18 protein-coding genes are annotated in these 19,307 nt (G+C 49.9%); 9 read left to right on the forward strand and 9 right to left on the reverse strand.

All coding sequences use genetic code 11. The features are described from left to right. Together L4C36_RS16130 and cspE are read right to left on the reverse strand one after the other, a co-directional pair. The coding region (locus L4C36_RS16130) for a transposase family protein (protein ID WP_428478831.1) at window positions 1-212 on the reverse strand (212 nt) is incomplete at its 3' end. Between the two features lie 225 nt (window positions 213-437). Next, entirely contained in the window at window positions 438-647 is a 210-nt protein-coding gene (gene cspE, locus L4C36_RS16135; protein ID WP_428478832.1) for a transcription antiterminator/RNA stability regulator CspE, read from the reverse strand. A gap of 1,095 nt (window positions 648-1,742) precedes the next feature. On the opposite strand from cspE, the gene L4C36_RS16140 reads away from it, so the two are divergent. Further along, window positions 1,743-2,717, forward strand: a complete 975-nt coding sequence (locus tag L4C36_RS16140; protein WP_428478833.1) for a TDT family transporter — start codon at window positions 1,743-1,745, stop codon at window positions 2,715-2,717. A 740-nt stretch (window positions 2,718-3,457) separates the two neighbouring features. Beyond that, window positions 3,458-4,054 carry a tRNA (pseudouridine(54)-N(1))-methyltransferase TrmY gene (gene trmY, locus L4C36_RS16145; protein WP_428478834.1) on the forward strand — a complete coding sequence of 199 codons (597 nt, stop codon included), beginning with the start codon at window positions 3,458-3,460 and terminating at the stop codon, window positions 4,052-4,054. Window positions 4,055-4,207: 153 nt separating this feature from the next. On the opposite strand, the gene L4C36_RS16150 is transcribed toward trmY, so the two are convergent. Further along, the gene (locus L4C36_RS16150) at window positions 4,208-5,089 is read right to left on the reverse strand and encodes a radical SAM protein (RefSeq protein ID WP_428478835.1); all 882 of its coding nucleotides are present in this window, start codon (window positions 5,087-5,089) and stop codon (window positions 4,208-4,210) included. A gap of 254 nt (window positions 5,090-5,343) precedes the next feature. On the opposite strand from L4C36_RS16150, the gene L4C36_RS16155 reads away from it, so the two are divergent. Next, window positions 5,344-6,297, forward strand: coding sequence for a LysR family transcriptional regulator (locus L4C36_RS16155; RefSeq protein ID WP_428478836.1), 954 nt, complete (start codon window positions 5,344-5,346; stop codon window positions 6,295-6,297). A 111-nt stretch (window positions 6,298-6,408) separates the two neighbouring features. On the opposite strand, the gene L4C36_RS16160 is transcribed toward L4C36_RS16155, so the two are convergent. Together L4C36_RS16160 and L4C36_RS16165 are read right to left on the reverse strand one after the other, a co-directional pair. Further along, on the reverse strand, window positions 6,409-7,602 hold the full coding sequence (locus L4C36_RS16160) for an acetate/propionate family kinase (RefSeq protein ID WP_428478837.1): 1,194 nt from the start codon (window positions 7,600-7,602) through the stop codon (window positions 6,409-6,411). A gap of 408 nt (window positions 7,603-8,010) precedes the next feature. Next, a complete protein-coding gene (locus tag L4C36_RS16165; protein ID WP_428478838.1) occupies window positions 8,011-8,925 on the reverse strand; it encodes a LysR family transcriptional regulator in 915 nt (304 codons plus the stop codon). Between the two features lie 101 nt (window positions 8,926-9,026). On the opposite strand from L4C36_RS16165, the gene L4C36_RS16170 reads away from it, so the two are divergent. Continuing rightward, window positions 9,027-9,962, forward strand: coding sequence for a Rossmann-fold NAD(P)-binding domain-containing protein (locus L4C36_RS16170; RefSeq protein ID WP_428478839.1), 936 nt, complete (start codon window positions 9,027-9,029; stop codon window positions 9,960-9,962). Window positions 9,963-10,048: 86 nt separating this feature from the next. On the opposite strand, the gene L4C36_RS16175 is transcribed toward L4C36_RS16170, so the two are convergent. After that, window positions 10,049-10,723, reverse strand: coding sequence for a CatB-related O-acetyltransferase (locus L4C36_RS16175; protein WP_428478840.1), 675 nt, complete (start codon window positions 10,721-10,723; stop codon window positions 10,049-10,051). 91 nt (window positions 10,724-10,814) lie between these two features. Between L4C36_RS16175 and L4C36_RS16180 the strand changes: the two genes are divergently transcribed. Both L4C36_RS16180 and yieH read left to right on the forward strand, forming a co-directional pair. Next, window positions 10,815-11,285: a hypothetical protein gene (locus L4C36_RS16180; RefSeq protein WP_428478841.1), complete on the forward strand. Its 471-nt coding sequence runs from the start codon at window positions 10,815-10,817 to the stop codon at window positions 11,283-11,285. Between the two features lie 128 nt (window positions 11,286-11,413). Beyond that, window positions 11,414-12,079: a 6-phosphogluconate phosphatase gene (gene yieH / locus L4C36_RS16185; RefSeq protein WP_428478842.1), complete on the forward strand. Its 666-nt coding sequence runs from the start codon at window positions 11,414-11,416 to the stop codon at window positions 12,077-12,079. A 49-nt stretch (window positions 12,080-12,128) separates the two neighbouring features. On the opposite strand, the gene L4C36_RS16190 is transcribed toward yieH, so the two are convergent. Then, window positions 12,129-13,514, reverse strand: coding sequence for a tetratricopeptide repeat protein (locus L4C36_RS16190; protein WP_428478843.1), 1,386 nt, complete (start codon window positions 13,512-13,514; stop codon window positions 12,129-12,131). A 233-nt stretch (window positions 13,515-13,747) separates the two neighbouring features. Here L4C36_RS16190 and L4C36_RS16195 point away from each other — a divergent pair, with 233 nt between their 5' ends. The 3 genes from L4C36_RS16195 (at window position 13,748) to L4C36_RS16205 (ending at window position 16,722) form a co-directional block, all read left to right on the forward strand. Beyond that, on the forward strand, window positions 13,748-14,110 hold the full coding sequence (locus L4C36_RS16195) for a DUF3302 domain-containing protein (RefSeq protein WP_428478844.1): 363 nt from the start codon (window positions 13,748-13,750) through the stop codon (window positions 14,108-14,110). Further along, entirely contained in the window at window positions 14,110-15,240 is a 1,131-nt protein-coding gene (locus tag L4C36_RS16200) for an HlyD family secretion protein (RefSeq protein ID WP_428478845.1), read from the forward strand. The genes L4C36_RS16195 and L4C36_RS16200 overlap by 1 nt, the downstream gene beginning before the upstream one ends. 111 nt (window positions 15,241-15,351) lie before the next feature. Next, entirely contained in the window at window positions 15,352-16,722 is a 1,371-nt protein-coding gene (locus L4C36_RS16205; protein WP_428478846.1) for an L-serine ammonia-lyase, read from the forward strand. Window positions 16,723-16,850: 128 nt separating this feature from the next. Here L4C36_RS16205 and putP read toward each other — a convergent pair whose 3' ends face one another. Then, the gene (gene putP, locus L4C36_RS16210; RefSeq protein WP_428478847.1) at window positions 16,851-18,347 is read right to left on the reverse strand and encodes a sodium/proline symporter PutP; all 1,497 of its coding nucleotides are present in this window, start codon (window positions 18,345-18,347) and stop codon (window positions 16,851-16,853) included. A 245-nt stretch (window positions 18,348-18,592) separates the two neighbouring features. Further along, window positions 18,593-19,303 carry an aldehyde dehydrogenase family protein gene (locus L4C36_RS16215; protein WP_428478848.1) on the reverse strand — a complete coding sequence of 237 codons (711 nt, stop codon included), beginning with the start codon at window positions 19,301-19,303 and terminating at the stop codon, window positions 18,593-18,595. Window positions 19,304-19,307: the final 4 nt, after the last annotated feature.

Consider the following 19,307-nt stretch of genomic DNA (forward strand, 5'->3'; position numbering starts at 1 on the left):
TCAACGGGTACTCCTTTCTCAAAAAGGCCCTGTTTAAGAAACCACTCATGGTGGCCAAGAACGTATTCACGAATGTCGGTCCAGCCTTGGCCTCCGGCTATTACAGCGCAGATTGAGCCAAACAAAATATCGAACAGTGGGTAATCCACTTTCGCGCTTTGTCGCTCGTCACGGATGATGCTGAAATGCTCTTTGATGGTATCTAAATTCATGGTCACTCCTCAAAAGAGGAGCATAAGATCACAGTCGACTCGTCAGGTCAATTTTGATCTGGAATTGGGCAAAAAATATTCATGATCTTGCCCTGGGGTTAGGGGGCAATGCGGCGCGCGGCAAGGATGCCAAACGCCAGATACACAAAAGGCCAAGCTATTGATAAACTTGGCCTTTCGTTTTAGCGCTTATCAAAAAGATAAGTGCTGAGCACTATAATAAAATTATAGCTTAACTACGTTAGCAGCTTGAGGACCTTTCTGACCGTTTTCAACGTCGAAAGAAACCTTCTGGCCTTCTGCTAGCGTTTTGAAGCCTTCAGAAGCGATTGCACGGAAGTGAACGAATACGTCAGCGCCGCCGTTGTCTTGACAAATGAAACCAAAACCTTTCTCTTCGTTAAACCACTTTACGATACCAGTTGACTTAGACATGATGTGTCCCTTAATAAATGTGTTAGATAAATTCACAATATGTGATGCACTGAAACAACATTATTGAATGTTACGATAAAGCAAGGGAAACACTGAGAACAGCAACGTAACGAAGCGTATCTAAAGGTCTTTCTTTGACTTGATGTTTCATTAATAATTTTTACTACAGAGCGACCGCGATAATACGTTTTTCTGAGTGGATGTAAAGTGTTATTTCACTAAATTATAACCATACGCACTGCTCGCGTTAAAATTGTCGCCTTTGACCGGTATGTAAACAAACGCAGAAAAGCCGCACCATTGCAGTACGGCTTGGGATGTATCTTTTTCTGTGGCCCATGCGACTCGTCAAGTCTGCATCGAGCGTTAACGAACAGAGTAACGTGTGTTGCTGTGTTACGTGTATCTCTATTATCGCTTATGTTACTCATCACTTACTACGTGTTACTTTTGGGCTTCACCACTCATTACGTTGAGTTTGCCGTGTCCGAAACAGTGACTGTTTAAGCGGACATCATTTTATCGGTGAAGAAGTATCGTATGTTGTGTGTTGCTTACCAAATTGTGACTAGGCAATTTTTACGGTGTTGCATGTTGCCGTATTACTGTAACGCGGTGTTGCTGTGACTCTTTGTTACGGTGTTGCTTTGTTACTTACTGTATTGCTATGTCTCTTTGTCGCTTTTTACGGTGTTTCTGTGTTGCATGTCTAACGAGCAATGTTGCTAACAAACAATGTTGCGTTGCCTAGTGGGTGTTGATTCACATCAACGTGTTTCCTGTCGCCCTGAGCATGACTGAAACAGCTCATTCCTCCACAAGCTTGTATTAAAACCGCTCATTAACAGGTCACAAAGTAAATATGGTACCAAATGCCACTTTTAGCAAATATGAATGCAAAATATTATGCGCTTTTCTTTAAGTGCTTGAGTGATAAGTCTCGCTACCGAATTCTCCCCCTTTCTGGTGTAATATACCGTCGAGCGACCTGTCATCAATAGGCGAAAGAATGATCTTAGCCGTTCGTGAACACACAGGGACAGTACACGTTTTCACATCTTCTTTTCTTCTTTAAAAACAAGGTTGTTTGATTCAATGAAGGCTTTGGCCAATGCACTGATGCGCATTCCGACGGCGCAAGCTGCTCTTGCGCTTGCGACAACGGGGACCGGTTTAGCCTGGTCACTTTTTTTTCCTGAGGCCGCGGGCTGGGTGCGTGGCTTGTGCGCCGTGATTGGGGCAGGGTTACTCGCCCCCGTTTTACTGAAATATGTCCTTAACCCGCAACGTTTTATTCAAGATCTTCGTCACCCCTTACATGGCAGCTTAATGGCACCAATGTCGATGGCGCTGCTGGTCATTGCTGACTACCTCTCGGTGATCCATGTTCCGATGGCAAAACTGTTATGGTATCCGGCTCTGTTACTGCATCTGTCGATGATGTGCTTCTTCTTTTATCACCAACTGAAGCATTTTCGTCTGACCCATTTGTACCCCAGTTGGTTTCTGTATCCGGTGGGGGCGATCAGCGGCACCTTGGCAGGGCCACAGCTCGGCCATCATGCCTTTGCGCTCGCCATGACGGATCTCTGTATTACCATTTACTTCCTGATGCTGCCGGTGGTGCTTTACCGTTTATGCTTTGCGGGTCGCTTGCCCCGTCCGGCCAGACCCACACTGGCTATCATGGCGGCCCCGGTGAACTTGTCACTGACGGCGTACTTGGTGAATGTCGAGCAGCCCGATCCCATTTTGACGGGGGCATTGGCGGGCGTGGGCATCACCATGACCATTCTGGTTTATCTGTGTTATTTCAATTTACTTAAACAGCGTTTTCAACCGTCGTTGGCCGCCTTGACTTTTCCCTCGGTGATCAGCGCGGTGGCATTAGAACGCCTGACCCAATGGTTTAACACCGCCCACCCTCAATGGGTATGGTTTGAACGGCTCGGGATCTTTGAACTGCTGGTCGCAACGGGGTTAGTACTGTGGGTGGGATGGAATTATCTCGGCCTGTATTGGCCCCAAGCGGCGCCAGAGCGATTGCGCGCATCTTCTCGCCCGCTATAACGTCTGTATACACACAACAATAAATGCCAGACATGAAAAAACGGCCCTGAGCAGATGCTCAGGGCCGTTTTCCGTTCCGTCAATATCCTGTGTTCCAAGCAGGATAGGCTGGGTGCCCCCAGCAGATGTCGACAGCGTTTTTCCACTCCGCTCCCGCCACCTTTGCTGCTCTCCTTCCTACAAAAAGGAAAGCCGCTAAATGCGTATGATTTGTGTCTCTCAAATCTGTGTTCAATTTATCATAATTTTTTAGTAACGCAAAAACTTTTTGAGCGACCTACACTTTATTTGATTTTAATCATCAAAGTTGAATTTTGGCTTTTTTTGCCTTCCATTCTGCTTTACAAACGATTATCCCTTGTAAAATAGGCGTTAAGCCGGTCTATTTCCGTTATCGAACATCGCCTGATGTGCACGTCAGTGGCTGGCGACCGGATCAGTCTCACCCTCTCCCCGATGTCGCTGTGTGATAATTGATCCATTCTGCCAAATAACCACCACTACACACTCAACTATTTTTTAATCATTGCACAGATTAATACACCGCGGCCCCCTATGCCCGCTTTCGCCCTGTAATCCCCCCACAGGCGGTTGAATCCAAGGCCCGTAGATGTGCCACTATCACATAATTCCCGTTACATAACGGCGTAAAGCTGGGATAATACCGCCCTTCTCGGGTGCCCCTGTCAGGGAGTGTCATCCGTATTACACGCCAATATTCAGACCAGCAGGACATCCCTATGCGCGCTTTTGTTTTACGAGCCCGTTCGGCCCCCACTAACAGCCAGCAACTTTTAGCGTCAGTCGGCCAAGAAGCCCACACAGAGATCTTGGCGCACACCTTGATGAACACCATTTTTGTGGCACAGTCACACCGTGAAGATGTAGTGGTCCATTTGGTGCTCGAAAGTACGCAAGACTATTCCCGTACCATCACGTTTACGGCTAACGATATCACCAATGTGGGTGGCTTCCATGAGCAAGCCCTATTGGAAAAAGTGGTACGTGCACTGGATATGTCGGTGGGCATGGGGAAAGAACAGACCCGCCAGGTTGAGCCGGGGATCACCGTGCGCACCATCAGTTTTGAAAAGCTGGTGGTTGAGTTGGCTGAAGACTATCAAATCTACATGATGGATAAGAAAGGCGAATCGATCCGCACGCAGGAATTTGCCGGCAACTGCTGTTTCTTACTGACCGATCATATCCCGATGCCGAAGAAAAGCATGAACAGCCTGAAGCGCTTAGGTACGATTAAAATCAGCCTTGGCCCGAAAATGCTGTTTGCTTCACAGTGTGTGGTGTTGATCCACAATGAATTGGATCTGTGTGAGTAACGCGATCGCCGGTATCCTGCTGCACTGAGTCACGCGGTTGGGTGATACCGTTTGGTGGCAGAGACATAAAAAACCGTCAATCATGTTGACGGTTTTTTTATCCTTCCCGTACCAAGTGCCACAGCCGTCATTCATTGAGAGTAACGTTTCATACTAAAAATGACCGAGATACGCTTTGCCAATCAGATCATTATCTTTTGTTAATAAATGACGATTGATATGATCTAAGGTGCTCAATTTAACGTCACTCAACGTTCCTTTTATAGCGAGCAAATTCGAAGCATGAGTACTATCGATAAGTAAATTATCATGCGCTAAATTTTCTAACAGTATTTTCATTTCCTCAAGCACCTCATAAGGGTCGAGTAATTTAAAATCACCGTTAGTAACCTGTCTAAATAGCGCCGTTCCTTCCATTGGGACTGTGGTTAATAAACCCAATAAATACGGGTTCATCTGGTTAATTAATTGCGCCGTTTCCAAGGCATGACGTTTAGATCGCTCTGAACTCCCCCCCAGGCCAATCATCACCATAGCAACCAGTTTAATGCCGGCACCGACAATATTCTGACCTGCTGCGAGCATTTCCGCCGAGTTAACCCCTTTACGAACCGCTTTTAAAACCGCATCAGAACCCGATTCAACGCCAAGGTAAGTCATGCTCAACCCAGCTTTCTTTAGTTGTTTGAATTCATCCAGTGTTTTATCAAGCGTGCTTTGCGGCCCAGCATAGGTACTCACATGCGTCAATTTTGGAAATGTCGTATAAAGCTCAGATAAAATCTCTAACAGTATCTCTGTAGGGAGTGAGATCGCATCGCCATCACTTAAGAAAACTTTTTCGACTTTGTCACCGAATGCCGCCTTCGCCATACGGATATCTTCTTTTAGATCCTCTATAGGACGCACTCTATAACGAACATCTTTGTACATTGAGCAATAAGTGCATTTATTGTAAGAACACCCAATCGTGCATTGTAGAATATAAGCGTCAGCCTCTGGTGGCGGACGATAAATATCACCTTCGTATCTCATGAGTCACCTTCGCAGTAGAATAAAATGAGCCGCGGTATCAAGGCCACACCTTGAATATCTTTTGCTTCGCGTTCAATTTGCCCGCCATATTTTAAGAATGCAGAGCTAATGCCTGCTGTTTTTACTCTTTAGCACCGTCTCCGTCAGTGACGTAACAATAACCGCTGAATTAGCCAATAAAAACACCTTTAATGGCACAATATTGATGCTAGTATTGCACCAATCGTGTATTGGTCTATTCTCAAGAGGCGCTTATGGACTTTTCCAATCGTTTGCTTTTATTGCTAGAAATCAATGAATTAGGTTCATTCACTAAGGTTGCTGAGCAAAAGAATCTTGATCGATCTGTCATATCAAAGCAGATAAATCGTTTAGAAGAAGAATTAGGTGTGCGTTTACTTAACCGTACCACGCGATCCATATCGTTAACGGCAGCGGGCAGTGAGATGCTGAGCCAAGCCAAACTGTTACGTGAGTTGCTTAATAATACCTACCGTTTAGCGCAAAACTACCATTCTGAACCCAGAGGAACATTGCGAATCACGAGTTCAATGGTGTTTGGCCGCCAGTACGTTCAAGAGGCGATTTCTGTTTTTCAGAAGCAATATCCAGCAGTGAAGTGCGAGCTGAGATTAGAAGATAGACTGGTCGATATTGTGCAAGAGGGCTTTGATATTGGTTTTCGTATTGGCAAGCCAAAGAACTCCAGTTTGATTTCTCGTAGGATTGCTCGCAGCCGTTTGTTAATTGTGGCTTCACCGGATTTCATTCAACAGCATGGGAAGATAGAGACCATTGAACAGTTAGAGTCGCTACCTGCTACGGTGTATTCCGCTCCAGGTTTATTCATCGATAAATTCCGTTATCTTGATGAGAACAAGGTTGAACAGCAGTTTCATTTAAATGCCGCTTACAAAGTGAATGACGTTGAAATGGTGGTAAAAAGTGCAGTGGCAGGGAATACACTTGCTGTCGTCACGGCTCAAATGATTGGGAATGAAATCATTGAGGGAAAACTGATTCCTATTATGACGCATTTAAATCTTGATGATTTTGGAACATTTTATGCCGTGTACCCACATCGCGACGCCCCCATCAAAACGAGGTTGTTTATTGATATTTTAACGTCGATTGTTGGAGAAAACCTGCCGATTTGGGAGCGAAACATACCCCATTTCGAGCAACTTTATTCCAGAAAAGACGTTTAAAAGCATATTATTAGCGATAGGAAGCAGGAATGCTTTGATCGACGCATACAAAAAAACCGCTAGCATGATGCCAGCGGTTTCGTAATGAGGAAATGGTTACAGGCGAAGCAATTAAGCGTGTAGAAGCGCCATTGACTCTTTCGCAATAACCCACTCTTCGTTCGTTGGGATAACCATCGCTACCGGTGTGTTTGGCTGCGTGATCACACCACGGTTACCGAAGCGTGCTGCGGCGTTTGCCGCTTCGTCTTCACGGTAGCCGAAGATCTTCAAGTTTTCTAGGATCTTGCTACGGATTGGCTGTGAGTTTTCACCGATACCAGCTGTGAAGATGATGCCATCTAGCTCATCCAACGCCACCATGTAAGAACCCACGTATTTTGCTACACGGTAGCAGAACAGTTCAAACGCTAGCGTTGCACCTTCGTGGCCATTTTCCATCGCTTCGATGATGCCACGGCAGTCGCTTGTTAGGCCAGATACGCCTAACAGACCTGATTTCTTGTTCAGCTCGTCGAACACTTCTTGCTCAGACCAGCCTTTCTTCAGTAGGAATTCGATGATGCTTGGGTCAAGGTCACCACAACGTGTACCCATCATTAGACCAGCCAGTGGGGTAAAGCCCATGCTGGTGTCAACGCTCTTACCGTTCTTGATAGCACACACAGAGGCGCCGTTACCCAGGTGAACAGAGATGAAGCTGCTCTCATCAATTGGCTTGTTGATCATTTTTGCTGCTTCACGGCTCACGAAGTAGTGGCTTGTGCCGTGGAAGCCGTAACGACGGATACCGTAGTCGTTGAATAGCTTCTGAGAGATAGCGCCAGTGTATGCTTTTGCCGGCATTGTCTGGTGGAACGCTGTGTCAAATACCGCGTACTGAGAAAGGGTTGGGAACGCTTTCATTGTCGCACGCATACCGATCACGTGTGCTGGGTTGTGCAACGGTGCAAGATCGCTCAATGCTTCGATCTCGTTCAGTACGCTGTCATCCACTTTCACAGTCTTCGTGAATTTCACACCGCCGTGTACAACACGGTGACCAATCGCGACGATATCTTGCTTGATACCCTGCTCTTCTAGCAGCATAACAATGCGATCAACAGCTTGCTGGTGGTGGTTACCTGAATCATCAAGTTTGTATTCGTGTTTCTCGCCGTCGATTTTCCAGCTCACGACCGCTTCAGGTAGACCGAAACATTCGCCTAAACCGCTAAGGGTCGCTTCACCACTTACCGTGTCGATCAATGCAAACTTCAGGGAAGAACTGCCAGAGTTGATTACAAGTACTAGAGAGTTGCTCATGGTTATCTCATCAGATTATTGAGGTACACACGCGGACAACAAATGTCCCGTTACACGTCTTTGGGTCAACTGCAGAGGAAAATGTGTGGAGCAGCATTTTCTCAGCATTTTATCTTTTGATTACATTATTCAATTTTTTTTGAATAACTCAACTTTTGTTTCGAGTATTTTGAAAAAAATTGAAAAATCACTGGTTCAGATCAAGTTTAACCCGCCGAAAACGATTACCTTGGCTTATTTATTGAGCAATAACGTTTTTCTATGTAACGTTTTTGATACCACTTAAACAAAAATCACAAAATAAACCACGACGGAATTCGGCGGTGAAACGGCATCTCAAGATAAGAATAGGTGGGGTACCACCTCCTCGCCGTCGGCAAGCAGGCTGACACCCTCAACAGGCAGGCATTACAACGTGATCGTTTGAGGCGTTGTTGGGGTTAAGGTGTCAAACCATCGGCTAAGAAACACCATCAGGTGACGGATACGGGGGTTCACATGCACATCGCGGTGACAGACCAACCACCACTGTGCAGGGGGGATCGGCGCATCCGGAAAAACAGGCACCAATTCGACGTGACGCTGAGCGACTTCTTTGTACATGGCAGCAATACCGGCTTTCGCACGCACCAGCTCCAATTGCATCATGTAGCTGTCCGTACGATAGGGAAATTGTGACTTTACCACTGGCTTGCCGAGCTGTGCGGCGGTACGGGTATACAAATCTAACTGATCAAAACCAATGATATGAAAATCACGCCCATGCATGTGTTCTAGTGAGGTTGGCATACCGTATTCCGCGATATAATCCTGATGCGCAAAAAAACCGACCGCATGCTGATAAAGATGACTCACGACCAAATCCGGCTGGGTGTGACGCTGACGCGAGATCTGCACATCGGCTTCCCGCTTGTTCAAATTGACATCTTGGTTATTAACCAGGATCTCCACTTCGATGTGAGGAAAGGCCGCATTGAACGCTTTCAACGCTTGTGGGAGATAGTAAAACGCCGCGACCTCACTCACGGCCAGCCGCACATGCCCCTCATGATGATCGTTACTGGCATTCACTTTGCGCATAAACCCTTCCACTCCCCGTGCGGTTTGTTGCGCTGACGCCAATAACCCCTCCCCCAGCACCGTCAATTTCAGCCCGTTGCAGGATCGATCAAACAGATTAAACCCCACCCGATCTTCCAACGCTGAAATTTGACGGCTCACTGTCGGTTGAGACATCCCCAGTACCTGTGCAGCGGCTGACATACTTCCCTCTTCCACCACTGCAAGGAATATCCGTATGCTATCCCACTCCATGCTATGCATTATCAAATACCACCATGCCAATTTGTCTGTTTACTATACCGCCAAAAATCCCTTACCTTCTTGGTAATCCTTTGAATTGAATCGCAAGGTTGAGGGTAAGTATGAGAAAAGCCTTAGTATTGGGCATTGAGCATGAGATGGGCGCCTTGCTGTGTAAAACGTTAGCCAAATATAACTGGCACGTCACGGCAACCATCGATGACCCGAGCCAGCCCATTGAACTTACCCATAACCTAACGCTGGCAGAGATCAGTCCGACGGAGACCGATTTTCTTGATGAGCTCATCGAAGATAGCGATACCGTTTTCCTGCACCTGCCAGACCCGACACTGGGTGGGCAGGTTCTTTTTCCGTTGGAGACCATCACCGCCCTGATCGCCAAACACAAACGTCATCTTGTGCTGACCACCAATTTTTATGAGGTAAAGCCTTCACTGTTTTCCGCCTTCACGTTTTGGCGCGAGAAAAAGCCCCTTCCAATAGCCCTGTCTGCCAAGTTGCACTCACAGCTAGAACGGGCCGCCGAAGCGGGCGCCCACATCACCGTACGCTGTTGCGGTCACAGCCTGAGTTGCGCCCAGCAACATGGCTACTTAGGCATGCTGATCAAAGAAACCCACAATAAGTTAATCGTTCAGTCCCCCAGCCGTTATACCCTGAACCACTACTGGACCTTCTTACCGGATTTAGCGGAAAACATTGTCCACCAGCTCTCGACGCCGATTGCCAAGCAACTTGATACCCCGCGCGCGCTGGATGTCACCTACTACCCGGGGCATCAAGCCAGCATTAAAGACATAGCCCGTTGCTTAGCCCTCAGTAGTGGCAAACCCGTCACCGTCACGCACCTGCATTGGACGGTCATGGAGTGCATTTCGTTGTTTTCGCCATTATTTCGCGGCTTTTTGAGCATGCGCCGTATTTGGCAACACGGCAGCCAAATCCCCTCACAGCGCAGCAGTACGGCCTCACAAGCCGCATTATTCCATACGCCTTTGGAGTTGGCCTTGCAGCAAAGCTGGCGCCACATGAAATAAAAAACGCGATGCCTTTCACAAGGCATCGCGTTATTGTATTTCGCGGTTCAACGTCACGCGACAGTGGTCACTAAAGACCGATCAGCCTACTGGTCAATTTGCGCCTGAAACGTCTTGTAGTGCGCATACAACGCATCAATGTCATTGCTGCACATGCGATCCATACTGGCCTGCAATTGCGCCATCGGCCAATCCCACCACGTCATCGTCAATAGCAACGCAATGTGTTCATCACTGAAGCGCTTCTTCACCACTTGTCCCGGATTCCCGACCACCACGGCATACGGCGGCACATCTTTGGTGACAACGGCACGCGCACCAATCACGGCACCGTCACCGATCGTCACCCCCGGCATGATCACGCACTCGGAACCAATCCACACGTCATTGCCCACCACAGTGTCACCTGCGCGCTCAAAGCCTGACTTCACTTTGTTACCGAACTTGCTGACATCAAACGGAAAGGATGAGACCCAATCATGCCGATGGCCTTGGTTGCCGGCCAGCATGAATGTCGCCCCGGAAGCAATCGAACAGAATTTACCGATAATTAACTGATCCACGTCGCCGAAGATCCCGGATTCCCACACCGCACGGCTGGAATGATCCCCCAGCAAATACCGTACACAGTGGTCTTCAAAATGTTTATCGTGGTAATAGCCCGAGTAATAGGTGTGATCGCCGACCTGAATATTCGGGTTACGGATGTGTTCCTTGATTTCATAACCGCCAAGCCATGACGGAAAAATGGATGATGACATAGCCACCCCTTATAATAATGACCGCAGCACACACATGGGCACAAAAAACGTCCAGCTGCATCACATTGGCTCTCCCACAAAGGTATCCCCTATGTCACTACAACCGCTGCACGCCGCTTACCTCGGTGAGCTGTACGGTATTGCCTTTTTTACTGCTTTTGCTCAAGAGTATAGTGATGATACGCACATCTATAAATGGCAACTTTTGATACAGGTCGAACAAATAACGGCAAAACGCCTAAAAAACTATCTTGATCCCCGCGGAATAGCCTGTTCAACGCACGATATGGCGATGGAAAACAAAGGGCGACAGGATGCGCAAAAATGGATAGATCGCGATTGGCCCACCCTGATGGATACCTTGGTACCTTGGGTCAAACCCTATGCGTTGCGCTACCGACAAGACGCGGCGCAAGCCACCGATCACCATGCTATGTTTGACTTGGTGCAACAGCATGAAGATGCCATTTACGCCTTTTTATTGGCAGAGCAGCAGGCCACGCACAGTGGGACTCCGCATTTGGAAGCGTTCATTGCCCGCTATCCGGAGGATGAGGCGTGATCCGCAGAATTGCGCCCTCAGCCTTGCCTACGGGCGATACAGATAACAAAACGTCACCCTGTGTGTTGTAGAAAGCCTCTGCGTGTATTAACAATCAAGCACGGACATGCTTTAGGATCTGACACGTTATGGCAAAAACACCCCATAAAATTCGCTGCGTTATTTTTGATTGCGATGGCACGTTAGTGGACAGTGAAAGGCTGTGTAATCAAGCCTTGGTGAATATTTTCACGCGCCAAGGCGGCACGCTGACGTTAGCCACCTGCATGGCCCATTTCCAAGGCGGGAAAATTGTCGACATCTTGAATGAAACCCGTGAGCGGGCGGGCGTGCGCTTACCGATCGACATTTTAGAACCCATGTACCGTGAAGAGTGTCGCCGACTGTTTGAGCAACACCTCACGCCCATTGCGGGAGTGCCGGAACTGCTCGCGCACCTCACGGAGATGGGGATTGATATGTGCATTGCGTCCAACGGGCCCATTCAGAAAATGGAGCAAACGCTGGGGCTGACCAATCTGATGCCCTACTTTGAACACAAACTGTTTAGTGGGTTTGAAGCCAGCAGCTGGAAACCGGATCCGGATTTACTGCATTTTGCCGCCATGCACATGGGCTACCGCCTGCAAGACTGCGTGTTTGTTGATGATACACGTAATGGCGTGCTCGCTGGCGTCAACGCAGGGATCCCAACCTTTCATTACGCCGCCCCCGATGCACCACGCTTGCACCTGCCGACGGTCACCACCCTAACCGCCATGCCGCAACTGCTTGAGCACATCACCAAAAAATAAGGGGAAGCATCATGCTTCCCCTCACTCTCGGTTCACTTAATCGGTCTGCTTACGGTTCGTTGTCAGCGAAAAACGTATCCCATGACGCCTGCCACGTTTGATCTTGGTACTCTTTGGTGGCCGATTTATGTTCGGCCCCTGACAGTGATGCCCGCGATGGCGGCGTCATCGCCGTGTTAACCATTGATCCCGCGTTAGCCATTGTGCCATTCAGCGCCGATGTATGCGCTGTGGAAGGGCTCGCCGCAGACACCGACGATGTGCCCGTCTGCTGCCACGATAACGCATCCAACTCGTTATTGAGCGCCTGCGACGCCGACATGGCTTGACTCGGTGGCTCAATAGTCGCCGGATCGTTGATCAGCAAAGCATCATGAATATCCGATTCCACCACCTCTTTGCCTGTCGCAAGCGCTTGTTGCACCTCACGGCTCGGGCGATACCCTTTGCGCGCATAGATCCGATCCAACAGTTGGATCACCGCCAACGGGGGCGCCTCTTCCTGTTTAATCATCTTATAAATCGTGTTGGCTACGTTCTGCACACCCAAGATGGCATCAATGCCTATCCGCTGTACCGCCTTATCGCGTTCAACTTTCGCCGCCTGCTGCCCATTCACGTACGCCATGGAATACCAAATATACGCCACGGCTGCATCATTGGCCGCCGTGCCTAAGTGCATACGCGCTGCCAGTAATTGGGCTTCGATATTGTCCAATTCTGCTGCGCGTTCCAGCCAGTACAAAGTGTGGGCTTTGTCTTTCTCCACCCCTATTCCCATTTGGTAGCAATACGCGGCCTTCACACAGGCTTTTGCATCATTTTGCAGCGCAGCCCGTACGCGCCACATAAAGGCAGCCTGTGGATTTTTATGGGTATTTTTCTCTGAGATGAACCAGTCACCCAAGAACAATTGCGCAGGCAACCACCCTGCATCTGCGGCGGCTTCCACGTTCCCTAGACCGGTTTCAATATCAATTGCCGTGCCTTGACCGCGAATTTGATAGCGACCTAAATCAAACAACGCGGCCGGATCACGCTGCTGTGCTTTTAGCACCTGTTCCCAATAGCGGGATTTCGCTTCTCCTTCCGGATCCTCCATGTCCATCCGACATAAACGCGCCAACGCATTTTGCCCGATGGCATTGTTCTGCTCTGCCGCTTTCAAGTACCAATACAAGGCTTCACGCAGGTTGCATAACTCAAACTCTTTCGCCAATGACAACTGACTCGGAATATGCCCGGTTTGTGCTTTAAACACTTTCTCTTCACGCTCTGCGACTTTGGCCCGTTCCAATACTCGCTTATATTTATCTTCTTTTATTCGCTGTGCTTCACGGACTTTTTGTTGCTTTTCCTGGGCATCAAAATAGCGAAACAGCATCCAAGCGAGCAAACCGCCGGCCACACCCAGGCCAACCAGTAGATTAGACATACACCCTCAATGGCTTTTAACTCATCTTTCCTGTGCCTGTGGCCCCGCACGCCACCGCCAAATGGGCGCTTTCCACCCTCATCGCCAGCGCGAAAATAAACGGTAACGCGATCACCAGTTCCACAGAAAAACAACAACAACCAGCAGATGAGTGCTAAATTTTTGAATAACGCGTCATGATAACACCACTTGTTGACACCATTCGACCCATAATCACGATTTAGGAGGCAGGGATGTTTCTCGACTATTTTGCACTCGGCGTTTTATGTTTTGTCGCGGTGTTTTTGTTTTACGGCATCATCGCGATCCATGACATTCCTTACGAAATATCAAAAACCCGTAATCACCCCCACCAAGATGCTATTCACTATGCTGGCTGGGTCAGTTTGTTCACCCTGCATGCGTTGTGGCCCTTCTTGTGGATCTGGGCCACGCTGTGGCGAGAAGATCGCGGCTGGGGATTCACCAAAATTCAAAACGAACAGCATGAGTTGCACCATGAACTGCTCAAACTGACCGAGCAAGTCGAATACCTCACCGAAAAAGTGGCACAGCTGGAAATCATGCAGGCACGCCAGCAGAAAGGGGATCGCTAATGGATTTATTGCTGATCTTAACCTACGCCGCGCTGTGTATCGCCATTTTTAAAATCTTCAATATCCCGTTAAACAAATGGACGGTGCCCACTGCCGTACTGGGGGGCGTCATCTTGGTCGGCACACTGATCTTACTGATGAACTATAACCACCCCTACACCAACCAAGGGGGACAACTGTTTGTTACCACCCCGATTGTGCCCGGTGTGCGAGGCAAAGTGATCGAGGTGCCCGTCACCCCGAATACGTTAATCAAAAAAGGGGAGATTTTATTTAAAATTGACCCAACGCCGTTTCAGGCGCAAGTGACGTTACAACGGGCAGCACTCGCCGAAGCCAAGCAAACCGTATTAGGGCTGGAAGCCAGCTATAAAGCCGCACAGGCAACCACCGCGAAAGCCGTCGCCGAACGCACCCGTACCCTCAATCAATTTAACCGTTATGAAAAAGGCTTTAAACGCGGGGCTTTTACCGCTGCCGAAGTCGACAATCGCCGCCAATTTTACCGCAGTGCCGATGCCGCTCTGGAAGCGGCCCGCGCTGAGGAACGCCGGGCTAAGTTGGCCTATGACTCCGAAATCATGGGCGAAAATACCACTGTCGCCAAAGTGCAGGCCAGTTTAACGCAAGCCGAATTTAACTTAGCCGAAACCGTGGTACACGCCCCGACCGATGGCTATGTCACGCAAGTGCAATTGCGCCCCGGCATGATGGCCGTGCCCCTGCCGTTGCGTCCGGTCATGACCTTTATTCACCAAGAAGAGCAGTTTTACATTGGTGCCTTTCGGCAAAACTCCTTGCTACGTCTTGAGCCCGGGTTCAAAGCGGACTTTATTTTCCGCGCCCTGCCAGGGAAAACCTTTCAAGGGGAAGTGATTGAAGTGCTGCCTGCCATCGGGGAAAGTCAGGTACAAGCCGCCGGCATGCTATACGGCAGTGATTTGTTATTGCGCCATGGGCGTCCGTTGATCAAATTAAAAATTAACGATGACCTGAGCCAATACGGCCTGCCGTTAGGCACCAGCGTGGAAATCGCCGTCTACTCCGACAGTTTTGAGCATGTGTCGGTGATGCGCAAAGTGCTGATCCGAATGAAAAGCTGGCAAAACTATCTCTTCCTTGATCATTGATCCGATAAAGACACGTGCCCTCGCATACCGTGGGCACCAACCCCTTTCCTGCCCCGAGACTCTCTCTATACTGATAACAGTGTCAGACGATCTTTTCCGTAAGGAGTCACGATGTTATCGCTTTTTGATATTTACAAGATCGGGGTCGGCCCCTCAAGCTCCCATACCAACGGCCCGATGTTGGCGGGGTATGATTTCTGTACCCGACTGATGCCGCACCTCCCCCTTGTCACTCGCGTGCAAGTCGACCTCTATGGCTCACTGTCATTAACCGGTAAAGGCCACCATACCGACAGCGCCACGCTGCTTGGCCTGATGCGCCACCAGCCTGACCGCATTGATATTCGTCTGGCCAACCAACAGCTCGCCGAGGGAATACAACACCACACCCTTCTACTGGCCGGCCAGCAATCCATCGCCTTTGAGATGGATCGTGACATGCGCTTTCATGACACCAATTTACCCTTGCATGAGAACGGCATGACCTTACATGCGTTTGACAGCAAGAATACATGCCTGCTCAGTGAAACCTATTATTCGATTGGTGGCGGCTTTATCGCCACAGCCGATGAATTACAGCACGGCAAAGCCAGCCAAGATGTGACCGTGCCTTACCCTTTTCAATCGGCGCACGATTTACTGACACTGGCCGACAAAAACGGCCTGAGTATTGGGACGATGCTACTGCACAATGAACATGCCTTTCGCTCAGCGACCGAGGTCGATGAAAAAACCGCGCAGATTTGGCAGGTGATGCGTGACTGCATGACCCGGGGCTTTCAGACCGAAGGAGTGTTAGACGGCGGCTTACATGTGGTACGACGCGCCCCTGCTCTCCTCAAAAAGCTGGAAGCCAACCAAGGGATCGAGCATGACCCAATGGCGGTGTTAGATTGGGTCAACCTGTTTGCGTTTGCCGTAAGTGAAGAGAACGCCGCCGGCGGACAAGTGGTCACCTCCCCCACCAACGGCGCAGCCGGCGTGATCCCCGCCGTATTGATGTATACCCACCGCTTCATGGGGGAGTTGACGCTGGCGCAACTGAAAGACTTTCTCGCCGTCTCCGCCGCGATTGGCATGCTGTATAAAATGAACGCCTCGATATCCGGCGCAGAGGTCGGCTGTCAGGGCGAGATTGGTGTGTCCTCCTCAATGGCGGCCGCCGGTCTCACCGCCATTGCGGGGGGCAGTAATGAGCAGATCTGCATGGCGGCAGAAATCGCCATGGAGCACTCGTTGGGGATGACGTGTGATCCCATCGGCGGCTTGGTACAGATCCCTTGCATTGAGCGTAATGCCATGGGGGCGATAAAAGCGATTAACGCCTCACGCATGGCATTAAAACGCAACAGCAAATCACGGATATCGCTCGATAAGGTGATTGAAACCATGTACCAAACCGGGAAAGACATGAACAAGAAATACCGTGAAACCTCACTCGGCGGCCTCGCGATGATCCACTTGGCACCGCCGTGTGAATAATCCCGGTGTCCGCCCCCGACGCCCCCATGAAATAACACCCATAAAAAAACAGCCGCATCAGGCGGCTGTTTGTCATTGTTGCTCTCAGAACCCTCACCGAGGGTCTGTCGACTTATTTGAACGTCACACTATTTAAAGGTCACGAGGTTACGCTGGTAAGTTTCAAACTGCGCTTCTACCGCATCCGATGCCCCACCCGTTGCCTTGCTCACCACAATGATGGACAAGCCCGCCAAGAAGAAGCCCGGTACCAATTCATACAAATCGAAGATACCGCCCGTGAGCTGTTTCCAAATCACCACCGTCAGCGCACCGACAATAATACCGACCAATGCACCGTTGCGGTTCATGCCTTTCCAGAACAGGCTCAGCAACAAGGCCGGACCAAAGGCCGCACCAAAGCCAGCCCATGCGTATGACACCAAGCCCAACACGGTACTCTCTGGGTTCATTGCCAACATCAGGGCAATGAACGACAAGATGATCACGGCGGCACGACCCACTTTCACGATTTCATCTGAGCTCGCTTGCGGACGGAACACTTGCTTGTAGAAATCTTCTGCCAGTGCCGACGATGACACCAACAGCTGTGAATCAGCGGTACTCATGATCGCGGCCAAAATAGCGGCCAACAAAATGCCGGCAATCACAGGGTGGAACATGGAATTCACCAGCAACATAAAGATACGTTCGCTGTCTGCCAGACCGCCTACCAATTGGTTGTCCACATACAGGATACCGGTCAAACCGACCAGAATGGCACCGGCCATCGACAAGGCGGTCCATACCACCGCAATACGGCGCGCCGTGGTAATGTCGGCGTTGCTACGGGTCGCTTTAAAACGCGCCAAAATGTGTGGCTGGCCAAAATAACCTAAGCCCCACGCCATCAATGACACAATCGCCATCAGTGATAGTGGCTCGCCCTTCACATTGTTAAACATCGTCAAGAGCTCTGGGTTTTTCGCTTCCAATGCCATCGCCAGATCGCCAAAACCACCTTCCATTGCGGCAATCGGCACAATCATCAGTGCTGCTGACATCAACAACCCCTGCACCAAATCGGTCCACGATACCGCCAAGAAGCCGCCGAACAAGGTGTACGACACCACACACAAGGTGCCGATCAACACTGCTATCGGATAGTCCAAACCGAACACGGTTTCAAACAGTTTACCGCCAGCAACCAAACCCGAACTGGTATAGAAAAGGAAGAACAGCAAAATGAAGAACGCTGAAATGGTTTGGATCAGTTTGGATTTGTCATCAAAACGGCGGGCAAGAAACTCCGGCATCGTCAGGGCATTATCCGTTGTAATGCTGTAAGTACGCAGACGTTTGGCACAAATCAGCCAGTTTAGCCACGTACCCAACAGCAGGCCACCAGCCAGCCAGAACGACTCAATGCCGGCCGCATACGCATAGCCCGGTAACCCTAACAACAGCCACCCACTCATGTCAGAGGCTCCCGCCGATAACGCCGCGGGCCATGGCCCTAAAGTGCGTCCACCCAAAAAGTAATCTGCAGAGCTTGCCGTGCGTTTATAGGCCAAGTACCCGATGGCTAACATGCCTATCAGATAGGTGATAAAGGTTGCCGTAATGGCAAAGTTGCTTTCAATCATTGCTGGAGTTCCCTCACTCTGTGCCACTGTGCATTGCAGCGGCGTTGTGGTTATTGCTTCGTTAAGTTGAAGGAGGGATCCTCAGGCCGTGGTGCAAGCAAACATCCACACTGCCTTCTGGATCCCCCCACGTGAATAAAACGGTGAAGCCCATTAATCTGGCCTTCACCGGTACTTGTTCTTGCTTGTTCTTGCTATTAGCACCTGTCGCGCTGTCTTCGTCTCAGCGACGGCCCCAACAGCGTTTAGGCACTCGTCTCGCCACTGCCCAATTCCAGCAGCGTCGCGTTACCGCCCACCGCCGTGATATTGATGGTGCGCGTGCGCTCCGTGACAAAGCGGAGTAAATACGTCGGGCTACCGATCACCGGTAGCGTCGCCACATCGGTTTCACCGATCACGGCGGCTAAGCAACCTCCGTCACGCGCCGCCAACTGACGGGCGAGCTCCTGCAATGAGGGCGCCTCTCCCGCATACGCCACACCCGCGACCACAGGCAATGCCAAAACCACATCGAGGGCATCGTCAGGGATCGCACTGATCGCCGAACAGCCACAAAGGGTCAGTTGCGCGACGATGTCATCCGCGTCAACAGCATTCGCTTGAGCAGCCTCTGTCCCAGCCGGTAAACACAACAACACGGTGTTGCCCGTCACGAGCGCAGCGGTGATCTGACCGATAACGGCAACGGCGGGTATCTGAGGTGCAGCAGTCACCACAAACGTCCCTCGCCCTGCACAATACAATTCATTGGTTTCGCCTGTCGGCCCCGGCATCAGATGAACGCGCGCGACCTGCACTACGGCTTGCTGACAATGGTATTCCACCATGGCACGCGAAGCTGGCGGTAAACGCTCACTCCAGCGACGCAATATCGCGATCCGCGCGTCATAGCCCAAGTCATTCCAGCCTTCCCACGCCGCTAAGTGTGTGTTAACGATAGTCTCAATAGTCATGATT

The sequence above is a fragment of the Photobacterium japonica genome, assembly GCF_050337005.1.
GTDB lineage: Bacteria > Pseudomonadota > Gammaproteobacteria > Enterobacterales > Vibrionaceae > Photobacterium > Photobacterium japonica.

Coding starts and splice junctions, on each gene's coding strand:
- L4C36_RS16165 (WP_428478838.1), bottom strand. CDS start 8,925: ATGCATAGCATGGAGTGGGATAGCATACGGATATTCCTTGCAGTGGTG.
- L4C36_RS16180 (WP_428478841.1), top strand. CDS start 10,815: ATGTCACTACAACCGCTGCACGCCGCTTACCTCGGTGAGCTGTACGGT.
- putP (WP_428478847.1), bottom strand. CDS start 18,347: ATGATTGAAAGCAACTTTGCCATTACGGCAACCTTTATCACCTATCTG.
- cspE (WP_428478832.1), bottom strand. CDS start 647: ATGTCTAAGTCAACTGGTATCGTAAAGTGGTTTAACGAAGAGAAAGGT.
- L4C36_RS16215 (WP_428478848.1), bottom strand. CDS start 19,303: ATGACTATTGAGACTATCGTTAACACACACTTAGCGGCGTGGGAAGGC.
- L4C36_RS16155 (WP_428478836.1), top strand. CDS start 5,344: ATGGACTTTTCCAATCGTTTGCTTTTATTGCTAGAAATCAATGAATTA.
- trmY (WP_428478834.1), top strand. CDS start 3,458: ATGCGCGCTTTTGTTTTACGAGCCCGTTCGGCCCCCACTAACAGCCAG.
- L4C36_RS16160 (WP_428478837.1), bottom strand. CDS start 7,602: ATGAGCAACTCTCTAGTACTTGTAATCAACTCTGGCAGTTCTTCCCTG.
- L4C36_RS16200 (WP_428478845.1), top strand. CDS start 14,110: ATGGATTTATTGCTGATCTTAACCTACGCCGCGCTGTGTATCGCCATT.
- yieH (WP_428478842.1), top strand. CDS start 11,414: ATGGCAAAAACACCCCATAAAATTCGCTGCGTTATTTTTGATTGCGAT.
- L4C36_RS16195 (WP_428478844.1), top strand. CDS start 13,748: ATGTTTCTCGACTATTTTGCACTCGGCGTTTTATGTTTTGTCGCGGTG.
- L4C36_RS16175 (WP_428478840.1), bottom strand. CDS start 10,723: ATGTCATCATCCATTTTTCCGTCATGGCTTGGCGGTTATGAAATCAAG.
- L4C36_RS16150 (WP_428478835.1), bottom strand. CDS start 5,089: ATGAGATACGAAGGTGATATTTATCGTCCGCCACCAGAGGCTGACGCT.
- L4C36_RS16205 (WP_428478846.1), top strand. CDS start 15,352: ATGTTATCGCTTTTTGATATTTACAAGATCGGGGTCGGCCCCTCAAGC.
- L4C36_RS16140 (WP_428478833.1), top strand. CDS start 1,743: ATGAAGGCTTTGGCCAATGCACTGATGCGCATTCCGACGGCGCAAGCT.
- L4C36_RS16190 (WP_428478843.1), bottom strand. CDS start 13,514: ATGTCTAATCTACTGGTTGGCCTGGGTGTGGCCGGCGGTTTGCTCGCT.
- L4C36_RS16170 (WP_428478839.1), top strand. CDS start 9,027: ATGAGAAAAGCCTTAGTATTGGGCATTGAGCATGAGATGGGCGCCTTG.